Origin of the sequence: Streptomyces prunicolor NBRC 13075, from assembly GCF_000367365.1 — a bacterium.
GTDB lineage: Bacteria > Actinomycetota > Actinomycetes > Streptomycetales > Streptomycetaceae > Streptomyces > Streptomyces prunicolor.
In genome coordinates this window covers 82,870-103,629 of sequence record NZ_BARF01000088.1, presented here as the reverse complement: position 1 = coordinate 103,629, position 20,760 = coordinate 82,870, and the positions used below count along the sequence as shown (strand labels likewise).

22 protein-coding genes and 5 pseudogenes are annotated in these 20,760 nt (G+C 71.3%); 17 read left to right on the top strand and 10 right to left on the bottom strand.

Features of this window, described 5'->3' with window-relative positions; genetic code table 11:
• Positions 1-87 precede the first annotated feature (87 nt).
• Entirely contained in the window at positions 88-354 is a 267-nt protein-coding gene (locus SPR02S_RS37630; RefSeq protein WP_019062187.1) for a hypothetical protein, read from the bottom strand.
• Positions 355-699: 345 nt separating this feature from the next.
• On the opposite strand from SPR02S_RS37630, the pseudogene SPR02S_RS66560 reads away from it, so the two are divergent.
• The 5 genes and pseudogenes from SPR02S_RS66560 to SPR02S_RS37605 all read left to right on the top strand — a co-directional run.
• Positions 700-822 (top strand): annotated as a pseudogene (locus SPR02S_RS66560) (ANTAR domain-containing protein); the annotation flags it as partial.
• 376 nt (positions 823-1,198) lie between these two features.
• A complete protein-coding gene (locus SPR02S_RS37625) occupies positions 1,199-1,987 on the top strand; it encodes an ANTAR domain-containing protein (RefSeq protein ID WP_019062186.1) in 789 nt (262 codons plus the stop codon).
• A gap of 1,043 nt (positions 1,988-3,030) precedes the next feature.
• Positions 3,031-3,210, top strand: a pseudogene (locus SPR02S_RS65205) (GAF domain-containing protein); the annotation flags it as partial.
• Between the two features lie 117 nt (positions 3,211-3,327).
• Complete coding sequence (locus SPR02S_RS65200; protein ID WP_019062183.1) at positions 3,328-3,522, top strand: ANTAR domain-containing protein; 195 nt, start codon at positions 3,328-3,330, stop codon at positions 3,520-3,522.
• Between the two features lie 321 nt (positions 3,523-3,843).
• Positions 3,844-4,056, top strand: a complete 213-nt coding sequence (locus tag SPR02S_RS37605) for a hypothetical protein (RefSeq protein WP_106437096.1) — start codon at positions 3,844-3,846, stop codon at positions 4,054-4,056.
• A gap of 34 nt (positions 4,057-4,090) precedes the next feature.
• On the opposite strand, the gene SPR02S_RS37600 is transcribed toward SPR02S_RS37605, so the two are convergent.
• On the bottom strand, positions 4,091-4,645 hold the full coding sequence (locus tag SPR02S_RS37600; RefSeq protein ID WP_019062181.1) for a cysteine hydrolase family protein: 555 nt from the start codon (positions 4,643-4,645) through the stop codon (positions 4,091-4,093).
• Between the two features lie 76 nt (positions 4,646-4,721).
• Between SPR02S_RS37600 and SPR02S_RS57280 the strand changes: the two are divergent.
• Positions 4,722-5,405: pseudogene (locus SPR02S_RS57280) on the top strand (ATP dependent DNA ligase); the annotation flags it as partial.
• Here the strand turns inward: SPR02S_RS57280 and SPR02S_RS37590 are convergent.
• The 4 genes from SPR02S_RS37590 to SPR02S_RS37575 all read right to left on the bottom strand — a co-directional run bounded on the left by SPR02S_RS37590 (position 5,392) and on the right by SPR02S_RS37575 (position 9,649).
• Entirely contained in the window at positions 5,392-7,503 is a 2,112-nt protein-coding gene (locus SPR02S_RS37590) for a xanthine dehydrogenase family protein molybdopterin-binding subunit (protein WP_019062179.1), read from the bottom strand. The pseudogene SPR02S_RS57280 and the gene SPR02S_RS37590 sit on opposite strands and share 14 nt — an antisense overlap.
• A gap of 35 nt (positions 7,504-7,538) precedes the next feature.
• Positions 7,539-8,534, bottom strand: a complete 996-nt coding sequence (locus SPR02S_RS37585) for an FAD binding domain-containing protein (protein WP_019062178.1) — start codon at positions 8,532-8,534, stop codon at positions 7,539-7,541.
• On the bottom strand, positions 8,531-9,091 hold the full coding sequence (locus SPR02S_RS37580; protein ID WP_019062177.1) for a (2Fe-2S)-binding protein: 561 nt from the start codon (positions 9,089-9,091) through the stop codon (positions 8,531-8,533). The genes SPR02S_RS37585 and SPR02S_RS37580 overlap by 4 nt, the downstream gene beginning before the upstream one ends.
• Positions 9,092-9,160: 69 nt before the next feature.
• Positions 9,161-9,649, bottom strand: a complete 489-nt coding sequence (locus SPR02S_RS37575; protein WP_019062176.1) for a DUF5709 domain-containing protein — start codon at positions 9,647-9,649, stop codon at positions 9,161-9,163.
• Between the two features lie 157 nt (positions 9,650-9,806).
• Between SPR02S_RS37575 and SPR02S_RS37570 the strand changes: the two genes are divergently transcribed.
• The gene (locus tag SPR02S_RS37570; RefSeq protein WP_019062175.1) at positions 9,807-10,043 is read left to right on the top strand and encodes a hypothetical protein; all 237 of its coding nucleotides are present in this window, start codon (positions 9,807-9,809) and stop codon (positions 10,041-10,043) included.
• 42 nt (positions 10,044-10,085) lie between these two features.
• On the opposite strand, the gene SPR02S_RS63535 is transcribed toward SPR02S_RS37570, so the two are convergent.
• Positions 10,086-10,238 (bottom strand): hypothetical protein, encoded by a 153-nt coding sequence (locus SPR02S_RS63535; RefSeq protein WP_019062174.1) that lies wholly within the window; start codon positions 10,236-10,238, stop codon positions 10,086-10,088.
• Between SPR02S_RS63535 and SPR02S_RS66280 the strand changes: the two genes are divergently transcribed.
• Positions 10,237-10,731, top strand: a complete 495-nt coding sequence (locus tag SPR02S_RS66280) for a GAF domain-containing protein (protein WP_373283382.1) — start codon at positions 10,237-10,239, stop codon at positions 10,729-10,731. The genes SPR02S_RS63535 and SPR02S_RS66280 overlap by 2 nt on opposite strands.
• On the opposite strand, the gene SPR02S_RS37560 is transcribed toward SPR02S_RS66280, so the two are convergent.
• Positions 10,724-12,718 (bottom strand): aconitate hydratase, encoded by a 1,995-nt coding sequence (locus SPR02S_RS37560; RefSeq protein WP_019062173.1) that lies wholly within the window; start codon positions 12,716-12,718, stop codon positions 10,724-10,726. The two genes, SPR02S_RS66280 and SPR02S_RS37560, sit on opposite strands and share 8 nt — an antisense overlap.
• A 238-nt stretch (positions 12,719-12,956) precedes the next feature.
• On the opposite strand from SPR02S_RS37560, the gene SPR02S_RS37555 reads away from it, so the two are divergent.
• From SPR02S_RS37555 to SPR02S_RS37530, 6 genes are all read left to right on the top strand, one after another.
• Complete coding sequence (locus SPR02S_RS37555) at positions 12,957-13,382, top strand: CBS domain-containing protein (RefSeq protein ID WP_026151213.1); 426 nt, start codon at positions 12,957-12,959, stop codon at positions 13,380-13,382.
• Between the two features lie 12 nt (positions 13,383-13,394).
• Entirely contained in the window at positions 13,395-13,739 is a 345-nt protein-coding gene (locus SPR02S_RS37550) for a DUF6343 family protein (RefSeq protein ID WP_019062171.1), read from the top strand.
• A 481-nt stretch (positions 13,740-14,220) separates the two neighbouring features.
• Positions 14,221-14,649 (top strand): non-homologous end-joining DNA ligase LigD, encoded by a 429-nt coding sequence (gene ligD, locus SPR02S_RS65190; protein WP_373283381.1) that lies wholly within the window; start codon positions 14,221-14,223, stop codon positions 14,647-14,649.
• Between the two features lie 164 nt (positions 14,650-14,813).
• Positions 14,814-14,960, top strand: a complete 147-nt coding sequence (locus tag SPR02S_RS63525) for a hypothetical protein (protein WP_019062169.1) — start codon at positions 14,814-14,816, stop codon at positions 14,958-14,960.
• Between the two features lie 274 nt (positions 14,961-15,234).
• The gene (locus SPR02S_RS65830; RefSeq protein WP_019062168.1) at positions 15,235-15,363 is read left to right on the top strand and encodes a hypothetical protein; all 129 of its coding nucleotides are present in this window, start codon (positions 15,235-15,237) and stop codon (positions 15,361-15,363) included.
• A 98-nt stretch (positions 15,364-15,461) separates the two neighbouring features.
• Positions 15,462-15,695 carry a bestrophin family protein gene (locus SPR02S_RS37530; RefSeq protein ID WP_019062167.1) on the top strand — a complete coding sequence of 78 codons (234 nt, stop codon included), beginning with the start codon at positions 15,462-15,464 and terminating at the stop codon, positions 15,693-15,695.
• A 441-nt stretch (positions 15,696-16,136) separates the two neighbouring features.
• Here SPR02S_RS37530 and SPR02S_RS57265 read toward each other — a convergent pair.
• A pseudogene (locus SPR02S_RS57265) lies at positions 16,137-16,602 on the bottom strand (helix-turn-helix domain-containing protein); the annotation flags it as partial.
• 102 nt (positions 16,603-16,704) lie between these two features.
• On the opposite strand from SPR02S_RS57265, the pseudogene SPR02S_RS65185 reads away from it, so the two are divergent.
• A pseudogene (locus SPR02S_RS65185) lies at positions 16,705-17,059 on the top strand (MBL fold metallo-hydrolase); the annotation flags it as partial.
• A gap of 45 nt (positions 17,060-17,104) precedes the next feature.
• Here SPR02S_RS65185 and SPR02S_RS37515 read toward each other — a convergent pair.
• On the bottom strand, positions 17,105-17,512 hold the full coding sequence (locus tag SPR02S_RS37515; protein WP_026151212.1) for a RidA family protein: 408 nt from the start codon (positions 17,510-17,512) through the stop codon (positions 17,105-17,107).
• A gap of 99 nt (positions 17,513-17,611) precedes the next feature.
• Here SPR02S_RS37515 and SPR02S_RS37510 point away from each other — a divergent pair, with 99 nt between their 5' ends.
• Together SPR02S_RS37510 and SPR02S_RS37505 are read left to right on the top strand one after the other, a co-directional pair.
• Positions 17,612-17,992, top strand: coding sequence for a winged helix-turn-helix transcriptional regulator (locus SPR02S_RS37510; RefSeq protein WP_019062163.1), 381 nt, complete (start codon positions 17,612-17,614; stop codon positions 17,990-17,992).
• A gap of 449 nt (positions 17,993-18,441) precedes the next feature.
• Entirely contained in the window at positions 18,442-20,745 is a 2,304-nt protein-coding gene (locus SPR02S_RS37505; protein WP_026151211.1) for a sensor histidine kinase, read from the top strand.
• The last annotated feature ends 15 nt before the right edge of the window (positions 20,746-20,760 follow it).

Below are 20,760 nucleotides of genomic sequence, written 5' to 3'. Positions count from 1 at the left end.
TGTCCTCTCGGCGGCTGGGATCTCCGACGTCGGCGGTGGGCGCCGTTTCCAGACTGGCCCACTGAGGTGCGGACGGCGCGCGGAGCGTCAGTCGGACGGCTCGTCGGGCACGGGGTGCTCGGGCCGGGGGCTTCCGGAGCGCGGAGCGCCGCGCCGACCCGTTCCGGCCTCGTCCGTGTCGGGCAGCTCGGGGTCGGGCAGCTCGTCCTCGTCCTCGGCCGGCCGAGGCGCGTCGGCGGCCGGCTCCCAGGGGTCCCCGTCGGACCCCGCCTGCTGGTCGGGCATGTCCCTCGGCACGGGCTTGGTCTCCCGCCCCACGCCGTCGCCGTGACTCCCCGGACGGTGCTCGCTCACGGTGCTCTCCCCTTCTCGGCCGGACCCTGGTCCGACCCCGGGTACCCCGCACGAGGCATCGCCATACAGGGCCGTCAGCTCTTTTTGTACTTGAATCGTGGCGTGGGCACGCGCCCTTGTCGGTCTCCCGCCGTCTGCCCGGTGTGCCGTCCGTCGGTCTGCCCCGCGTCCGATGAAGCTCCCCCTTGATCGTGGACACCTGGAGACTGGGGCATGAGGTTCCCTGCACACACGGGCGGGGACGGCCGACCGGGCATGCTCCGCCGACCTGCTGGAGCCTCCGTGGGCGCGGTGCGGTCGGGCGGTTCGCAGGAGGTCGCGTAAGCCATGGAGGTCGCGTAGGCCATGGAGGTCGTGGCTGAGATCGCCGAACTGCGGGAAGAGGCCGACCAGTTGAAGGAGGCCGTCACCTCGCACGCCATGGTGGATCAGGCCATCGGCATGATGGGCGCCTTCGGCCGTGGCTCGCCCGACCAGGGGTCGGCCGTACTCCGTGAAGTCTCCCAGCGCACGGGAGTCTCCCCAGCGCACGAGCATCAAGCCGCGCGACATCGCGGAACCGATCCTCACCCGGGGAGGCAACGACGATCTGCCACCCGACATCCGCGCGATCCTGGAAAACACCCTCGACAAGTGCGGGCCGACCCAGCTTCCCGGGCGTCCGACCCGTACTCAACACCGTCGGACGGGGTACCCGGGTCACCCCGTACGACGGCGTTGAGTACGGGTCGGGGAGTTCTCGTGCAGGTCGTGTTCGCCACCGCGGCGTTCGCGCCCCGGGTGTCGGCGGATGAGCGGGGGCTGACGCACGATGGACCAAGTCGTTGTCGCCGGAGGTGGGTGTGTGAAGTCCGGTCGCCCGGACGAGGGCGGAGAGCGGGGCACGGAGTCGGCGAGCGGCTCGGGTGCTTCGGATCGTCGTTCCGTCATCAGGGCACTGGCGGGCGCGCTGGAGGTGTCCGACGCCGCCTCGGTTCCGGCGCGGCTCTGTCAGGTCTGTGTCGATCTGCTGGACATCACGGGAGCGTCGGTCTCGCTCGACGGAGGTGCGTCCGGGGAGTCGGCGGTGTGGTGGTCCAGCGATCCGGTGGCGGCACAACTGGCGGAGGCGCAGTACAGCCTCGGCGACGGGCCCTGCACCACCGCCCGGACGTTGGTCGCTCCGGTACTGGCCGCGGACCTGACCGGTGGGACCGACGCGCGTCGGTGGCCGATGTTCGCCCAGCGAGCGGTGGAACTGGGAGTACGCGCGGTGTTCTCACTCCCCCTGGGCAGCGACGCGGTGGCGATCGGCTCGCTGGATCTGTACCGCCGCGGCCCGGGGCCGCTGAGTCCGGGGGACACCGCGGGTGCTTTCACCGCTGGTGAGGCGATCACCCTGGCGTTGATGCGTGTCCAGTCACAGGCGGAGGACACGGCCGCACGCGGCGGAGCCGAACTCACCTCCTGGCTGGACGCCGCGGAGTCGGGCCACGAGGAGGTGCACTACGCCACGGGCATGCTGATGGTGCAGTTGGGTGTCGGTCCGCAGCAGGCTCTGGCCCGGCTGCGTGCCTACGCTTACGCACAGGGCGTGACGGTGACCCAGGCGGCGCGTGAGGTACTGGCCCGCAGAGTGGAATTCGACGAGTAGGCCCGGACCGACCGAGACCGGGGACAGCGACATGGGCATGAGCCGGGTACAGCGTGTCGCGGAGGCCTTCATCAGTGTGGCCGACGTCCTCGACGCTGATGTCGACGCGCTGGTGCCGGCCGGCTGGTGAACCACTGCACCGAACTCACCGATGCCGACACGGCGGGACTGCTGCTCGTCGACGCACGCGGACGGCTGCGCACCGTCGCCTCGTCCGACCGGCGCGCGGAGGCGCTGGACAGGCTGCAGGCCCGGACGGGCGAGGGACCGGGCGTGGACTCCCTGCGGAGCGGGGAACCCGTCCGCGCCCCACGGCTCGACACCCGCGCCGAACGCTGGCCCCAATACCATCGGACTCGCCGGCGACGTGGGTGTCCACGGCGTCTACGCCCTTCCCCTCACCGTGCGCGACCAGCCGGTCGGCGCACTGAACCTCCTCGTGAGCGACACCCGCGAAATCCCCGCTGAAGACCTCACCGTGGCGGCGTCGCTGGCCGGTGTCGCGGTCGGTGCCATGCTGCGCTGGTGGTCCGAGCCACTGCGCCCCTCGGGCACCGGTTGCCCGGTCTCCCGACCCGACGGGCTGAGTCGGCCGCTGCCGCCGCGGACGGATCGGCCTTGTCCAACAGGCCTTGTCCGCCCGGGACCGTTCGCGCGGTGGGACAGTTGGAAGAAACACCGGTCGCTTCTCCTGCCCGGGCCTTCGGCGGGACGACCGGACGGCGCTGGAGCTTCCCGGGACCGGAGTCCGACCCCAGCGGCATGCTGCTATGCCGACCAGCGGAGAACGTTCCGTGAAGGGATGAGCATGACCGGCTCACTCCACCCCGCCGTACCGGACCTCACCGCGCTCCTTCTGACCACCAGGACGCTGGAAGCCTTCCTCACCACACTGGCCGAAACCGTGCTGGACATCTCACCTGGATGCGACGGGTGCGGGATCACCCTGGAACGGGAGGGTCACCCGCTGACGGTGGCCAGCTCCGGTAGGAGCGCCAGGCGGCTGGACGAGGAACAGTACGGCCAGAACGACGGCCCCCTGTCTGCAGGCCCTGCGCACCGGTCAGGAGATCTTCGTTCAGGACACGCGTACCGACCGGCGCTGGGGCGGATATCCCGCATACGCCGCGGCCAACGGGGCCCGCTCCTCCCTCTCCCTGCCCATCGCGGCCCGGACCTGGACACCCGGCGCCATCAACCTCTACGCCTCCGCACCGGACTCGTTCGCCGGCGCCGACCTCACCGTCCTGCGGGCCGTAGCCGCCCAGGCCACGGGAGCCATCGCCCTGGCCCAGCGGCTGGCCGACGTCCCGGCGTTCAACGACGAACTGCGGACCGTCATGGCCACCCGAGCCCTCATCGACCGGGCGATCGGCGTCACCATGGCACGCCAGGACTGCACCCATGACGAGGCGCTCGCCTTCCTCAAGGACACCGCCCGCCGCCAGGGCACCACACTTCGCGCCGTGAGCGCCGCGGTCCTGCGCCATTACGGCGAGCCCCCGAACCCGAGTGAACCCCCGGTCCACCCATGACGCGACCCGCCGAGTTCATTCCGGTCCGAGGGACGATGCCGACGCGTGCGGGGTGTCTCGATGTCTTTCGTCGAGCCCGGCGTGCCCTACGCGTCGTCGGAGCGGGAAGGGCACACGGGCCCGGTTGGGAACATCGCCAGGGGCGAGTTCTTGTACTCCGGTGCGGTGCGCGTTCTGGGTCCGGTGGCGTGGTCCGCGCGCCGTGCGAGGCGGCCGGGCGTCCGAGAACCACGGACCGTGTCCGGGGCTCACCGGCCGTAGGCCCTCCGGAGTCCGTTGTCGCGATTCGACGGCGCGCTCCCGGCGTAGCACGCTGCAGACATGGCAGAGGTGCCGATAGTGGTGCACCGGGCGATCGCGCAGGGCGGCCGGCCCGTTGTCATACGGAACGAGGTCGCCGGTCTCGCCCACTGTGACGGCGATGTCGTCGAGTTCGTCCGGCGGGCCGGTCTGTCCCTGGGGGAGGACATCCTCGACGATCCGGTGTGGGTGAGGTGGAAGGGCGGGCGGGCCCACGACTACGAGGCCGTATGACGTCGCCCCGGGCGGTGCCGGGCCCGGCCGTCCGCTATCGGCCGGTGGTGTCGGAGAAGCCGACGTCGTCCGCGGTCGTGATGCGCGCGGCCATGTTGCGTTCCATCATCCTCAGGGCGGCCTCGGCCAGGTCCTGGTGGATGTGGGCGACCGCGTCGCGCGGCACCGTGACCTTCAGATGCCGGATGTGGGCGTCGAGCGCCGAGTACAGCACGCACTGCTCGGTGACCTGCCCGCACAGCACCACGTGGTCGACATCTTCCTGGCCGAGCAGATAGCTCAGCGGAGTTTCGAAGAAGGCCGAGTGCCGTGCCTTGACGACGAACAGCGACGCCTCGTCGGGGGCGACAGCCCGTACCAGGTCCGCATGCGGTCCGCGGAGCGCGGCCTCCAGGAGTTCGCCGTGGTGGGAGCGCCATTGCCCGAAGTTGTCGTTGACGTAGATCACCGGCACGTCGCACCGGCGCGCGCTCTCCAGCAGCCGGGTCACCCCGGGCAGGCACGCCTTCACCGAGGGCAGCAGCAGGTCGGCGTCGTCGTGGTCGTACGTGTTGATCATGTCGATGACGATCAGCGCGGTCTTTGCCATGTCTCCCAGCCTGCATCGTCGAGCGGATTCTTCGCCTCCCGTCGTGTGGGTCGGGCCGGAGCGGGCGGGGTACCCGGAGCGCATGGGGCTGACCCGGCGCCGGGACATCGAGGCGAGCGGGGTCGCCGTCACGTATTACCTCTTCGATCTGCTGCGCCTGGACGGCGCCGACACGCGCTCGCTGCCGTTGCGCAGCCGCAAGTCCCTGCTGCGCCGCGCCCTGACCTACCGGGCGCACCTGCGGATGACGGCCCACCGCAACGAGGGCGGCGCCGAGTCGTCGGCCGACGCCTGCGCCCGGGGATGGGAGGGGCTCATCGCCAAACCTGCCAACGGCCCCTACCGGCAAGGCCGTTCGACGGACTGGCTCAAGCTCAAGTGCTCGCTCGGCCAGGAGTTCGTCATCGGCGGTTTCACCGAACCAGCGGCCAGCCGGGTCGGGTTGGGTGCGCTGCTGCTGGGCTACCACGAGGGTGGGCGGCTCCGGCACGCGGGCAAGGTCGGCACCGGCTTCGACCGCCGCACCCTCCTCGATCTGCGGGCCCGGCTCGACGAACTGGCCACCTCCGAGCCGCCGTTCGCCGACCACGTCCACGAGGCACGCGCCCACTGGGTCGAGCCGACGCTCGTCGCGCAGATCGCCTTCACCGAGTGGACCCGCGACGGCAGGCTGCGCCATCCGCGCTTCCTCGGGCTGCGCGACGACAAGGCGGCACGGGATGTCGTCCACGAACGTCCCTCCGAGCTCACCGCGCCATGAACGACGGCAGGCCCGTCAGTACGCGGTCCGGTGTGAGGGGCAGTTCGCGGTAGCGGACGCCGGTGGCGTGGTGGACCGCGTTGCCGATGGCCGCCGCCGTGCCGACGATCCCGATCTCGCCGATGCCCTTGCTGCCCATCGGGTTGAGGTGCGGATCGTCCTCGTCGATCCAGTGCGCCTCCACGGCGGGCACGTCGGCGTGCACGGGGACGTGGTACGCGGCCAGGTCCGACTCGGTGAAGTCACCGAACGCGGCGTCCATGGTGCTGCCCTCGGTCAGGGCCATGCCCAGACCCATCGTCATACCGCCGATGAACTGGGAGCGTGCGGTACGGGAGTTGAGGATGTGCCCGGCGGCGTACACACCTAGCAGGCGGCGGACCCGGACCTCGCCGGTGACCGTGTCGACGGCGACCTCGGCGAAGTGGGCGCCGAAGGCGTGCCGGGCGTAGTCGCTGTCGGCGTCCGCGGTCCCCGCCGTGTCGGCGCTCGCCGTGAGACCCGGCTCCGGCAGCTGTCCCGTGTGTTCCGCGAGGCCTGCGCGCAGCCGCGTGCACGCCTCATGCACCGCCCAGCCCCACGAGGCGGTGCCGGAGGAACCGCCGGCCAGCGAGGCCGACGGCAGGTCGCTGTTGCCGATCTCCGTACGGACCCGGTCCAGCGGGACGCCCAGGGCGTCGGCGGCGACCTGCGCGAGGACGGTACGGGCACCGGTGCCGATGTCGGTCGCGTTGACCCGCACGGTGAAGTTCCCGTTCGGCAGCGCCCGCGCGGTCGCGGTGGAGGGCTGGATCAGCACGGGGTACACGGCGGCGGCCACCCCCGACCCCACGAGCAGCGGGCCTGAGGAGTGCGGACCCGGGTGGGGGTCGCGGTGCGCCCAGCCGAAGCGCCGGGCACCCTCGCGCAGGCACTCGACCAGGTGCCGGCTGCTGAAGGGCTTGCCGCTGTCCGGTTCGGTGTCCGGCTCGTTCGCGATCCGCAGCTCGACGGGGTCCGTGCCGAGCGCGACCGCGAGTTCGTCCATGGCCGACTCCAGGGCGAACATGCCGGGTGCCTCGCCGGGTGCGCGCATCCAGGAAGGGCTCGGCACATCCAGCGGGACGACACGGTGGGTCGTACGGCTGTGGGGTGAGGCGTACATGACGCGGGCGGGTACGGCGGCCTGCTCGACGAACTCCTTGATGCGGGAGGTGTGGGTGGTGACCTCGTGCAGGAGGGCGGTGAGGGAGCCCTGCTCGTCGGCGCCCAGGCGGACCCGGTGCAGGGTGGGCGCGCGATGTCCGACGAGCGCGGGCAGGAAGCGGCGGGGGAGGACCACGGTGACGGGCCGTCCCGTCCGCCGTGCCGCCATCGCGGCGAGCACCACGTGCGGGCGGGCCGTCCCCTTGGACCCGAAGCCGCCGCCGACATGTTCGGCCACGACGGTGACCTGGTCCTCGGGGAGCCTGAACAACGCGGCGAGCGTGGCTCGTACCGCCGTGGCGCCCTGGCTGGAGTCGTGCACGACGAGCCGGTGGCCGTCCCACTGGGCGGTGGCGGCGTGCGGCTCCATGGGGTGGTTGTGCAGGGGTGGCACACGGTACGCGGCGTCGACGCGGACCGCGGCGGATGCGAACGCGCCCTCGGGGGCGCCGCGTTCCCGGTGCCCGGGATACCCGCCGTTGGCCTCCTCGGGAACGTACGCCCCGGGATGGCTGTCCGTGAGCGTCACGTCGTGGTCCTGCGCTTCGTACTCGACACGGACCGCCGCGGCACCGGCCCGGGCGGCTTCCAGCGTCTCGGCGACGACCAGAGCGATGGGCCAACCCCGGTGCGGCACACGGGAGTTCTGCAGAACGGCGAGCGTGGGGTCGTCGGCGTCGGCGAGACGGGGAGCGTTCTCGTGGGTGAGCACGGTGATCACCCCGGCCGACCGCAGCGCTTCGGTGGTGTCGATCGCTCTGACCGCGCCACAGGCGATCGCGGCGGTCACGGGCCAGGCGTGCACGCGTCCGGGGACGGTGTGTTCGGCGGCGTAACGGGCCGTGCCGGTGACCTTCTCGCGGCCCTCCCGGCGCTCGGCGGGTGCGCCCAGCGCGGTATCGGTGTCGGACATGGAGTCCTCCTCGTGGTGCCGGGGCGGAAGTCCCGTCAGGTGCTGGTCGTCGGCGGTGCCAACCGGGTCAGGACGTCGAGGGCGAGATCGCGGGCGAGGCCCACCTTGTAGGCGTTGTCGGACAGGGGCTGGGCGGCGGCGAGTTCGAGGTCGACGGCCCGCTCGAAGGCGGCGGCCGTGGGCGCGGCACCCAGCAGCGCCTCCTCCGCGCGCCGGGCACGCCAGGGCCGGTGGGCGAGCGCGCCGAAGGCGACACCGACGTGCTGGACGACGCCGTCGTCCACCCGTAGCACCGCCGCGACGGAGGCGAGGGCGAAGGCGTACGAGGCACGGTCACGGGCCTTGCGGTAGCGGGACGGCAGCCCGGCCGCCGTGGCCGGCAGCACGACGCCGGTGATGATTTCGCCGGGGCGGATCTCGGTGTCGCACTCCGGGTGGTCACCGGGCAGCCGGTGGAACTCGGCGGCGGGGACCGACCGTTCGCCGTCGGCCCCGTACAGCTCGACCTGCGCGTCGAGGGCGGCCAGCGCGACGGCCATGTCGGACGGATGCGTGGCGATGCAGTGCGGCGAGTGCCCGAGCACCGCGTGGTCGCGGTGGACGCCGTCCCGGGCGCCGCAGCCGCTGCCCGGCTCGCGCTTGTTGCACGGCTTGGAGGTGTCCTGGAAGTAGGGGCAGCGGGTTCGCTGGAGCAGGTTGCCGCCGGTGGTGGCGATGTTGCGCAGCTGCCCGGAGGCTCCCGCGAGGAGCGCCTGCGAGAGCACCGGATAGCGGTCGCGGACCAGAGGATGGGCCGCGAGGTCGCTGTTGCGGACGGTGGCCCCGATCCGCAGCGCACCGGCGGGCAGTTCCTCCACCGAGTCCAGGGGCAGCCGGCTGACGTCGACGAGGGTGGCCGGCTGTTCCACGCCGAGCTTCATCAGGTCGACCAGATTGGTGCCGCCGCCGAGATACCGGGCGCCGGGATGCGAGGCGTACGCGTCGGCCGCCTCCTCGACGCTGCCCGCGCGTACGTATCCGAAGGGCTTCACGGGATCACGTCCTCGACGGCTTCCACGATGTTCGGGTAGGCACCGCAGCGGCAGAGGTTGCCGCTGAGCCGCTCGCGGATCTCCGCCCGGTCCAGCGCGACGGGCGGCCCGGCGGGGGCGCCGGGGTCGGTCACGTGGGAGGGGTGACCGGCGGCGGCCTCGGCGAGCGCGCCGATGGCGCTGCAGATCTGCCCCGGGGTGCAGTAGCCGCACTGGAAGGCGTCACGGTCCAGGAAGGCGCGCTGGAGCGGATGGAGTTCCTCGCCGTCCCCGCCGAGTCCCTCGACGGTCGTGATGTCGCCGCCGTCGAGGGCGACGGCGGGCAGCAGACAGCTGTTGGCGCGGCGGCCGTCGACCAGAACCGTGCAGGCGCCGCACTGGCCGTGGTCGCAGCCCTTCTTGGCGCCGGTCAGGTCGAGGTCCTCGCGCAGCACGTCCAGGAGCACCGAGCGGTGGTCGACGGTGAGTGTGTGCGGTTTGCCGTTCACCCGCAGAGTGATCTCCGAGTGGTGGTGGTCGGGTGGGCCGGTTGTGGGGTGTGCGGTGTCGGTTTCCATGAAGGGCCTTCCGTTCGTACAGGCCGTCGGACGGCGATCGAGGTATTCCGAAAGGTGGCGCCCCGAGGGCTACGGGGGTGTGTCGTCCTCGTCCGGGATCCGATGGACAGCCGCTTCCTCCGCGGAGGCCGCGCCGCCGTCGATGCCCACGTCGTGGGCGAGCAGGTCCTTCTCGGCGTCCTCGTGCGCGCCCTCGTCAGGAGCCATGAGGCGACCGGCCCGGTCCGCCCCCACCTCGTCGTCCAGCGGTTCGCCCTCGCCGCCCGCGAGGTCTCCGACGCCGTCGTCCCCGCCGGGCTCCTCCAACGCCGGGTCCCGGCGCTCCTCCGCCAGCCTCTGGTCCAGGCTCTCGCCCTCGCGCTGCTCACCCGCCGTCGTGCCCTGGTGTTCCACCCCGAGCGGACGCTCGGGCGGTGACCAGCCCTCCTCGTAGGGATCGGCGCCCCGGTCGTTGAGCGTGTCCTCGGGGTCGAGGATGCCCTCGTCCTCCCGGTCGTCGGGGCCTTCGGGCTGGTAGACCTCGTCACCCATCACGTCGTCGTGGTTCTGGCTCCCCATGGTGTGCGTACCTTTCGGACGATTCGGATTCCTCCAGTCCGCGTATCCAGGCCGGCCTGGATCACACGCCCGTATGCCGACGTGTGTGCCGGAGAGCACCGGGTACCCGCCGCTCTCCGGCAAAGAAGCGCACCCCCGGAACACGAAGGAGGCACGGATGACCAGCAGCACGGAGACCGGCGGCGCCACGGGTACACCGGACAGGGACTACAACCTGATCTGGTACGTGGAGGCATGCTTGAGCAACGCGCTGCGACTGGAGACGTACATCGCGGACGCGGAGCGCGGGAAGGACACCGAGGTCGCGGATCTCTTCCGCAAGGCCCAGGCCGACAGCCGCAAGGGTGCCGAACTGGGCAAACGGCTGCTCCGCGCGCGGCTGGACGGTGACTGAGAGCCCCGTACGGGAACGCGTGCGGGGCTGTGACGACAGGACTCAGCGGTCTTCGGTCAGCACCGAGTCCGGCGCGAGAGCATGGTCGACGAGCGCTTGGGCGATGTCCAGAAGCCGGTGGCCGTCGAGGGCCGAGTGGGCGCGCAGGGCCGACCGGGCCTCGGCCAGGGTGAGACCTCCGTGCTCGGCCACCATGCCGGTGGTGGAGTTGTTCCTGCCGCAGGTCCGAGGAGGCCCCCTGCCTCGACTGCTACCGCGAGAACCGATCCTGGGCGAAAGCACCGGCCGCTGGCCACGGCTGGCACCGCTCGCGACCCGCTGCGGTTACCGCGCCGCGCACGCCCTTCCGCTGCGCGTCCGCCAGCAGACCATCGGGGCGCTCAATCTCCTGCTCACCACGCTCGGCGGCCTGCCGGACACGGAACTGAGCCTGGCCCAGTCGCTCGCCGATGTCGCCGCCGTCGCCCTGACCTGGTCGACCCTTGTGCGATCAGCCTCTGCGGCGGTCACCCCGGACGCTACTCCGTCCGGGGCATCCCCGGCGAAGTGGGCGACGAAAGGATCCGGAGAATCCGGATGCGCAGTCACTCAGTCGGCACGCCGACGTCGCCGGCGCCACCTTCGCCGCGGGCTCCCCGCACTCCCCGCCTCCTACGGCGTGCCGGCTTCCCTTGCTCCCCTCACGTGAGCGCCTCGTGCGTCGGCCGGGCCACGGCCGGGATGACACCGCCGGCCAGAACGGCCTGCCGTTGCCGGGGCGAGAGGTGGTGGTGCAGGCGGTATTCCTCGGAACGGGTCGTGTTGCGGACGGTGAGGGTCGGCGGAGCGCCGGCGGTGAGAGCGGTGTGCAGGTCCTCGATGCGGAGCCGGTCGCCGGACTTGATGCGGTCGTGGTCGGCGGGGTCGTCGAACTCCAGCGGGAGGACGCCGAAGTTGGCGAGGTTCTGCCAGTGGATACGGGCGTACGACTTCGCGATCACGGCGTGCAGCCCGAGGTGGCGCAGGGTGAGCGCCGCGTGTTCGCGGGAGGAGCCCTGGCCCCAGTTCTCGCCGGCGACGATGATGTGACCGCCGTGCTCGCGGAGTTCGGCGGCGCGGCCCGGGTAGTCCGGATCGAGTCGGGTGAGGGTGAACCCGGCGAGTTTGGGGAGGTTGGAGCGGTACGGCAGGGCCCTGGCGCCGGCGGGGGAGATCTCGTCGGTGGAGACGTCGTCGTCGGCCTTCAGCAGGACCGGGGCGTCGAGGGTGTCCGGCAGGGGATCGAGGTCGGGCAGCGCGGAGATGTTGGGCCCGCGTTCCAGACGTACGTCCATGGCCTCGTCGGGCGGCGGCGGTGGCTCCAGCATGGCGGTGTTGACCTGGGCGTGCTCGGGCAGGTCCGGTCGCGGGTACGGCACCTTGTGCTCGGCGCCCCAGTCGCGCGGGTCGGTGATGGTGCCGGTGAGCGCGGAGGCGGTTGCGGTCTCCGGGGAGCAGAGCCAGATCGCGTCGTCCTCGGTACCGGAGCGGCCGGGGAAGTTGCGGGGGAAGGTGCGCAGCGAGTTGTGGCCGACGGCGGGGGCCTGGCCCATGCCGATGCAGCCCAGGCAGCCGGCCTGGTGCAGCCGCGCACCGGCCGCGATCAGGTCGAAGGTCGCGCCGCTGCGGGTGAGGTCCTGGAGGATCTCCCGGGAGCTGGGGTTGACGTCGAAGCTCACTCCGGAGGCCGTCTGCCGGTCCCGGACCATGGCGGCGGCGACGGCGAAGTCGCGCAGGCCGGGGTTGGCCGACGAACCGATCACCGCCTGCCCGATCGGCTCGCCCGCCACCTCCCGCACCGGTACGACGTTGCCTGGGGACGTGGGCCTGGCGATCAGCGGCTGCAGGGCGGAGAGGTCGATCTCCTCGTCGAGGTCGTAGCGGGCGTCGGAGGCGGCGGTGACCTCGCTGAAGTCGTCCTCGCGGCCCTCGGCACGCAGGAAGTCGCGCACGGCGTCGTCGGCGGGGAAGACGCTGGTGGTGGCGCCGAGTTCGGCGCCCATGTTGGCGATGACGTGCCGGTCCATGGCGCTCAGGTGGGCCAGCCCCGGTCCGTGGTACTCCAGGATGCGGCCCACCCCGCCTTTGACCCCGTGACGCCGCAGCAACTCCAGGATCACGTCCTTGGCGCTGACCCAGTCGGGCAGGGCACCGGTCAGGCGGATGCCCCAGATCTGCGCCATCCGTACGTACAGCGGCCGTCCGGCCATGGCCAGGGCGACCTCCAGACCGCCGACGCCGATGGCCAGCATGCCGAGGGAACCGGCGGCGCAGGTGTGCGAGTCGGAGCCGGCCAGGCTCCGGCCCGGGACGCCGAAGCGCTGCATGTGGGTGGGGTGCGAGACGCCGTTGCCGGGCTTGGAATACCAGACGCCGTAGCGGCGGGCGGCCGAGCGGAGGAAAGCGTGGTCCTCGGCGTTGCGTTCGTCGGCCTGCAGGACGTTGTGGTCGACGTACTGCACGCTGACCTCGGTGCGCACCCGGTCCAGTCCCAGCGCCTCCACCTCCTGCATGACCAGGGTCCCGGTGGCGTCCTGGGTGAGCGTCTGGTCGATGCGCAGACCGATCTCCTCACCGGGCACCGCGCGCCCCTCGACCAGGTGTTCCTCGATGAGCCGGTGCGCCACCGTGCCGCCGGAGCTCTGCCGCGCAGTCATCTCCCGATACCTCCTGCCGGAGTGCTGGACCGTATTGCTCGGACGAACCCCGACTACCCGTCACCACGCGTCCGTCACGTCCCTCGACGCGGACTGATCGCGCCCGGCACCGCGATGCCGCCGACGGGCCGAGGCTTCTGCGGGGCGAGAAGTCGCCGGACCAGAAGAGGTTTGGCGTAGCCGGTACCGGCTACGCGGCGGGCATACAGTACTCCGAGGATCCGGGAGGTGATGCCCCATGACCCGGGCAGTACATGAGGTGATGTCGTCCGGAACGGCAGCTGTCGAACCGATGACCTCGGTGGCGCGGGCGGCCCAAATCATGCGCGAGCAGGACATCGGCGCCGTCCTGGTGACGTACGACTGCGATCTGTTCGGCGTTCTCACCGACCGCGACATCGTGGTCCGGGTGGTCGCCGAGGGCCGCGACCCGCACACCACCACTGCCGGATCGGTGTGCTCCCGCCCGCCCGTGGTGACCGTGGCCGCGGACGACACCACCGACCACGCCGCCGAGCTGATGCGCCGGCACGCCGTGCGCAGACTCCCCGTCGTCGAACGCGGTGGCTGGCCGGTCGGCATCGTCAGCCTCGGCGACCTGGCCGGTACGGAGGGTCCGGGCTCGGTCCTGGCGGACATCGGCAAAGCCGCTCCGAACCGCTGAGGGAGGGGTGCCGTGCCCGACGATCACACGGGCCGGACGACGGAGCCGATGTCGCGCTCGCGCTCCGGCGTGATCGGGCGCCGCTTCCCGAGAACCGGGACCGAACCGGCTACCGCCCGGAGCCCACTTCGGCTCCGGCTGCTGCTGTCCAGGGTCTTCCTGCCGCTCTTTGCCGTGGCGGGTGTGTTGTTCGGCTTGTGGGCGGGCGGCTCCGATCCCGGTGACACGCCTGGTCGCGGTGTCCTGGTCACCGTCGCCGCGCTGTGCGGCGTACTCGCGCTGGTAGCCGCACTGGACGTGCTGGTCGTGGCACGCCGCCTGCGGCGCGAGAGGAGCACCCGCCGCGATCGCGACTGAGACGGATCGGCTGCCGGTGTCCCGGGCGCCGTCGCACTGCCGCACTCCTGGCCGCACACCAGAGGGACCCAACCGCCCAGGCACCAGGGGCTGTGTGCCCCGCCGACACGTCGGTTGTCCTCAAGGCGGGGTTCGCCGTACGGCAGGACGCACGTAAGGCCTGCCACCGGCGAGCGTCGGATCTGTCCTGGGCGAGGTCCAATGCGCCACAGTCGGCCTGCTGCGGTGTCGGGTACGCCGTCCACGGGTTCACTTCCTCGATCCGCATCGAACTCCTGCACGCGAGGAGCGACGTGCGTGTCACCGTCGTAGAGAGGCCGGGGGTGAACATGCCGCTCCACGGCGCGACCGTACCGCCGGGTATCGGTCTGCTGCAGGCGGGTGACGTGGAGCCCGAGAAGGTGCTGCTCCCGCTGACGGGAACGGCAGGGAGTACACCAAGGGCGACCTCGTCACGTACTACCGGGTCGTCGCCTCCTCCATGTTGCCGCACCTGCGCGGACGCCCGTTGATGCTTGAACGACACCCGGAGGGTATCGACGGCCCGGCCCCCGGTTCATGCAGAGGAACGTCCCGGAGCGCTACCCGGACTGGATCGAACGCGTCGAGGTGTCCTAGGAGGGCGGCACGGTCACGCACCCGGTGTGCGACGACACCGCCACTCTCGGGTACCTCGCCGACCAGGCCTGCCTCACCCCGCACCGCTGGCTGTCCCGGACCGACAGGTTCCACCCGGACCGACCGCCTCGTCTTCGACCTCGGCCCGTCGACCGGGGACGACTTCGCCGCCGTGCGCCAAGCGGCCCTGCTACTACGGGAGTTGCTCGACGAACTGTGCGCGTACCGCCGAGCGCCGCCACGATCCGGCGGGTCATCGGGCGGGTCTGTCCGGGCGGCCTGGCCGACCTGAGCGGCGCCGATCCTCTGGGCGCGCAGTCACTGGCCGCGGACGGCGAAGCCGCCCGTGCCACGACCAGAGCCCGGCCGCCCTTCCCCTGGCCGCGATGACCGGCCAGGGGCGGACTGTCACCCAGCTGCGGGTGCCTGACAAGACCAACGAAATCGCGCTTCCTGGTGGAGGAGAAGAACGCCCACTATCTGCTGGTGGTCAAAGCCAGCCAACCGGGCCTGCACCGACAGGTCAGGTCACTGCCGCTGAAGGAGGTCACCGCTTGCCGCCACGACCGCGAGAGCGGCCACGGCCGCAAGGAGACCCGGTGACCAGAGTGCTCACCGTTACCGAGTTCGGACTCGGCTTCCCTCACGCCGTCCAGGCCGTTCGGATCCTGCGCCACCGTACCGACCTCAAGGCCGGCAAGTGCACCCGCCAGACCGTCTCCGCGATCACCAACCTGGCCTCTCATCGGGCCTCGCGCCAACGCCCGGGTCAACTGGCCAGGTCACAGTGGACCATCGAGAGCCGGCTGCACTTCGTCCGGGACACCTCCTTCCACGAGGACGCCTCGAAGATTCGTACCGGCCACGGGCCGACAACATGGCTGCCCTGCGGAACCTCGCGATCAACACGCTCCGCGACGCCGGACACAGCGACATCGCTGCCGGCCTACGCCACACCTCCTACGAGCCCTTCACCCGCCCGCTCGACCTCCTGCGCATCGCCTGACCAGCGACACTGACAAGGCCAAGAGGCCTCGTGACGCCCTGCACATCACCGACGCCCTACCTCGGGCGGCCTGACCTTCAGGCGCGTAGGCTGATTCGGTGATCGTGAAGGAATCGTTCAACGTCCGCAGGACCGTGCCGTATGTGCGATTCGATCTGCTGCTTGCCGCGATCAGCGCCACTGCGGCGTACCTACTGGTCGACATCGGTGAAATCTCCTGGCTCGCGCTGCCGTCCTTGGTCGCCACTGTCCTTGGTACCGCTCTGGCCATCCTGCTCGCGTTCCGCGCCAATACCGCCTACCAGCGCTGGCGGGAAGCAAGCACCATCTGAGCCCAGATCACTGGTCTGTCGCGGACCCCGCGTGCTTGTCATCGCGGCCGCCCGCGCCGCGCAGGACGAACGGCGGCGAGGCGACAGCCACGCCGCCGTACAGCAGCTCTGGAACACCGTGCGCGGTGCCGTCCGAGCCTGTGCCCCGGAGGGTCTTCCTCCCCTCAGCTGCCTCGACCGCAATCCCGACACCGCGGGAGGTCGCGTCCGCGCTCTGCTGAACTCGCTTCTCACCGACGCGCTGGACAACGAAGAGCGATGGCAATGGCTGACATGGCAGCTACTTCAAGCGCTGCCCGAACTCACCGAAGCATCGTGGGACGATCCCACTGCGCTTCAGGAACCGTTGGCCTACCTACCCGCCGAGACAGCGCCGGTTCGTCGCGTCATCGACAAGTCCGGCGGGTCTGGTGCAGGTTTGAGTGACAGGCTCCGGCCGGCCTGGCGGCCCAGGACTTTGTGGCCGCCGCCGTCAGGGATCCGGCCGAGTTTCTTGACGTCCACATGGACGAGTTCGCCGGGCCGGTCGCGTTCGTAGCGGCGGATGACCCGTCCGGTGGGCCGGTCCAGGAAGGCGAGACGGTTCAGTGCGTGCCGGGTCAGGATGCGGTGCACGGTGGAGGCGGGCAGGCCCAGGACCGGTCCGATGCGGGCGGGGCCGAGTTTGCGGGCCTGCCGCAGCCGGCACACCCGAGCCGTCGCCGGGGTGCAGTGTCGTCAGGGGTCGGCTGGAGCGGTCGTGCAGTCCCCGCTCACCCTCCAACTGCCAGCGGCGGATCGATTTGTGGCCCGTGGTGCGGGAGATGCCCATCTCTGCCGCGACATGCGCGACGGGACGGCCTGAGCGGACCCGTTCGACGAGCAGCCGCCTGCCGTGAACGGTCAGCCGGGCATTACGGTGGGACACGAAGACCTCCGTGCGGTGCAGTCCTAGACAGCTCCACCACACCGGAGGTCTTCGCCATGAGCAAGCCCGACAAGTGACAACAACGCTCGTGATCAATACATCTGGCCCGACATCCACATGACACCCGAGGAGGGCATGCGCGCCCACCTCGACCTCCAGGGCGGGCAGCCGCACGGGGTGCTGCTGCCCATCCACTGGGGCACCTTCAATCTGGCGCTGCACCCGTGGGCCGAGCCCGGCGAGTGGACCGCGGACGAGGGAGAGGCGGTGGGCCAGACCGTGGCCACACCGCGGCCGGGCGAGCCGTTCGAACCGGGCGGCGACCTGACGACGGCCCCTTGGTGGCGGCCCTTCGGGGGAACGTTCGCCCACCACTGGCAGACCCCGAAGCCGGTGGCGACGGAACCGGAGCCGACCCCCCGCTCCCGCGGAGCTGGACCTCGCGAACGAGCGCTGACCGAGCGGGTCCCGCAGGGGAGGAGCGCCTGCCCGGCGGCTCCGCTCAGTCGAGGACCGCAGTGGCCTCGACCTCGACGAGATGGTCGGGTACGTCCAGGGTCGCCACGCCGATCAGTGTGCCCGGCGCCATCGGCGTGGTGCCCAGCTTCGCGGTGGCCCGGGCTACCCCCTCCAGGAACAGGGGCATCTTGTCGGGGGTCCAGTCGACGACGTAGACGGTCAGTTTCACCACGTCGTCGAAGGACGCGCCGACCGCGGCCAGCGCGGTGCCGACGTTGAGATAGCTCCGCTCGACCTGGGCGGCGAGGTCGCCTGCGCCGACCGTGACCCCCTCGGCGTCCCAGGCGACCTGCCCGGCGACGAAGACCAGCTTCGACCCCGTCGCGATCGACACCTGCCGGTACACCGGGATCTGCGGCAATCCGCTGGGGTTCATCAGAGTGACGGCCATGCTGCCCACCTCGTTCTCGGTCACTTGTGGTTACTCGGAAACCGTAGGAGAGTTGCCGCTGACCTGGAAGAACGCACTTTTCAGTGACTGAGGAACCTTATGGTGACAAAGCAATTCAGTGACTCGCCCGAGGACGCGGACCTGCGGCGCGCGGACTCGCTGGCGCGGGAGATCTTCTCCGACGTCGCCAACAAATGGGCGTTCCTGATCATCGAGGCCCTCGGTGAGGGCACCCTGCGCTTCAGCGAACTGCGGAACGCGATCGAGGGCATCAGCCACAAGATGCTCACCCAGAACCTGCGCATGCTGGAGCGCAACGGTCTGGTCGAGCGCGACGTGCACCCCACCGTGCCGCCGCGCGTCGAATACACCCTCACCGAGTCGGGCCAGGGACTCCGGGCGACGGTCGACGCCATGTGCGGCTGGACCCATCACTACCTCGGTCACATCGAGGCGGCCCGCCGCCGCTTCGACGCCTGACGCGCTCGTACGTCCCCGCCGCGATCACACTCCGTGATGCTCCGGGGTGTGATCGAGGGCGGTCGAGATCCCGGGAAACGCCTCCGCGGTTCGCCCTTGAGTGTGGGGAGAGTGAGTATCGGGGGGCGGGGTGGCGTCGAACTGCCCGGCCCCCGACGCCCGTTCGTGACCGGTTCCGATCAGGGACGATCGATTCTTTGTCCTTCTTCGGTCTGCGGTCGAGGGGGTTATCGGTCTGTCGTACGAGGCCTCATACCAGAGCGGGACGCTCCCCGGGGGACTTTGTCAACTGCCCACCGCACCTGATGCGTTGGCGACTACTGTGAGTGTCCGTCGGGCGACGTGGGGCCGGATTTTTCGGTTCTCTCGACCGGCACCGCGATGGCGTATGCCCGAATCGCGCACCCCGCGCGAACCAACCGGCCCGACGCACCAGTACGAGGACGCCGATGTCTCAACTCCGTGCACCGGCCGCCCGCGCAGACCGCCGTGAGGGCGGCCGGCACGGGCGACCGGCCGCCCGCCCCGTGCCCGCACTGCCCGATACGCACATACGTCCCCAACTCCTGCGCCTCGCCGTGCTGCCGCCCGTCGCGGTCGCGCTGAGCGCCAGCGCGGCCGTCCTGTTCACCGTCCGCTCCACCGGAGCGCGGACCAGCCTCACCCTCTGGGGTGTCCTCGCCGGAGCCACGTCGGTGACGTTCGCGGGCATCCTGATCGCCGCCGTGGCCGCGGGCCGCGCCGCCGGTTCCGTCAGCGACCGCATCGACGCCCTGCGCCGCAGCAGCGCGCGCGGCGAGGCCGATCTGCGCGACCTGGTCGAGGCGCTGCGCCGCGGCGAGGGCCCGCCCCAGCGCAAGCCGCGCAGCAAACCCCCCGGGAACGCCGACGACTTCGACCTGCTCGCCGCCGACCTGGCACACGCGCACGACGGCGCCGTCACCGCCGTCGTGGCCGCCTCTCAACTCTCCAGCCAGGCGGGCAGCGAACAGAAGGTCGAGGTCTTCGTCAACCTCGCCCGGCGCCTGCAGTCCCTCGTGCACCGGGAGATCTCCATCCTCGACGAGCTGGAGAACGAGATCGAGGACCCCGACCTGCTCAAGGGCCTCTTCCACGTCGACCACCTCGCCACCCGCATCCGCCGCCACGCCGAGAACCTCGCCGTCCTCGGCGGTGCCGTCTCCCGCAGACAGTGGAGCAACCCGGTCTCCATGACCGAGGTACTGCGCTCCGCCATCGCCGAGGTCGAGCAGTATTCCCGCGTCAAGCTCGTGCCGCCGATCGACGGCACCCTGCGTGGCCACGCCGTCGCCGACGTGATCCACCTGCTGGCCGAACTCGTCGAGAACGCCACGGTGTTCTCCGCCCCGCACACCCAAGTGCTGCTCCGCGTCAACCTCGTGACCTCGGGCCTCGCCGTCGAGGTCGAGGACCGCGGCCTCGGCATGCCCGTCGGTGAACAGAGCCGCATGAACGCCCTGTTGACCGATCCCGACCAGGTCAACGTCGCCAGCCTGCTGGCCGACGGCCGCATCGGCCTGTTCGTGGTCTCCCAACTCGCCCGCCGCCACGGCATCCACGTCCGCCTGCAGACCAACATCTACGGCGGGGTGCAGGCCGTACTCGTCGTGCCACAGGCCTTGTTGGGTACGGCGCCGGGCGCCCCCGGGGCCGTAGGGCAGCCGCAGGACACCTTGGGCGGGGGGCAGCCGCTCGCGCCGCCGCAGCAGGCTCCGCGGGTCGGGGCGCAGGGTGGGGTCGAGGGAGGTCAACCGGCCGTCGGCCAGGGGGCGTTGGCGTCGCCCGGCACGGCGGGGCGGCACCAGCGCGGGTCGGGGGCACCGGGGCGGCATCAACGACGGGACTCCGCGCCGGGGCCGAACGGCAGCGGACCGCCGTTGCCCGTGCGGGGCGCCCACGCGGAACGGGCCAACCCCTCGGAAGCGGTGCCCGGCATCCGTCCCGACGACCGGGGGACCGTGGCGGAGAACGTGACCGCCCCGCCCCTCCCGCGCGGCGGAGCGGTACGCGGCACCATGGGCAAGCCGCCCCAACTGCCCCGGCGCCGCGCCCAGGAACACATCGCACCCCAACTCCGCGACGGACCGGCACCGCGCCAGGACTCCGAGGATCCCGCAGGCCACGACCCGGGCCTGATGGCCGCGTTCCAACGGGGGATCGGCCTCGCGGAGGCGCGGCAGCACATGGAGGCGGCGAAGCTGGTGGAGGGGACCGAGGCGGCCTCACCACACATGGAGGCACCCCAGATCGTGGAGCCGCCGCATATGGAGACTTCGCATATGGAGGCTTCGCCCAGGGAGTTGGAGCGCCCGGAGTCGGTGCACCCGGAGTTCGTGCCCACCGGTGAGGTCTACACCGGCGAGGTCCACACGGGCGGTCTCTACATGAACGCGCTCCACGCGGAACCGTCCGCCCCGGAACCCTCCGCCCCGGAACCTTTCGCCGTAGAGCAACCGCACATGTCGGCAACCCACATGGGCTCCGGCTACATGGACACCGCGCTCCACCGCTACACCACTCAGCCCACGACACCGGACGCGGAGGCGGACGTAGGCCCAGGCGCGGACACGGGCCCACGCACCTCCACCACCCCCGGCACCCACATCGGCGCGGACCGTTTCACCCTCGCCCCCCACATGGACGCGGCCCCCATAGCCGAAGCGCACGCGCATGCGCGCGGTCACGACCACGACCTCACCGCCCGGCACGACGGGAGCGCATCAGCCGGATGACCACGCACGCCCCCA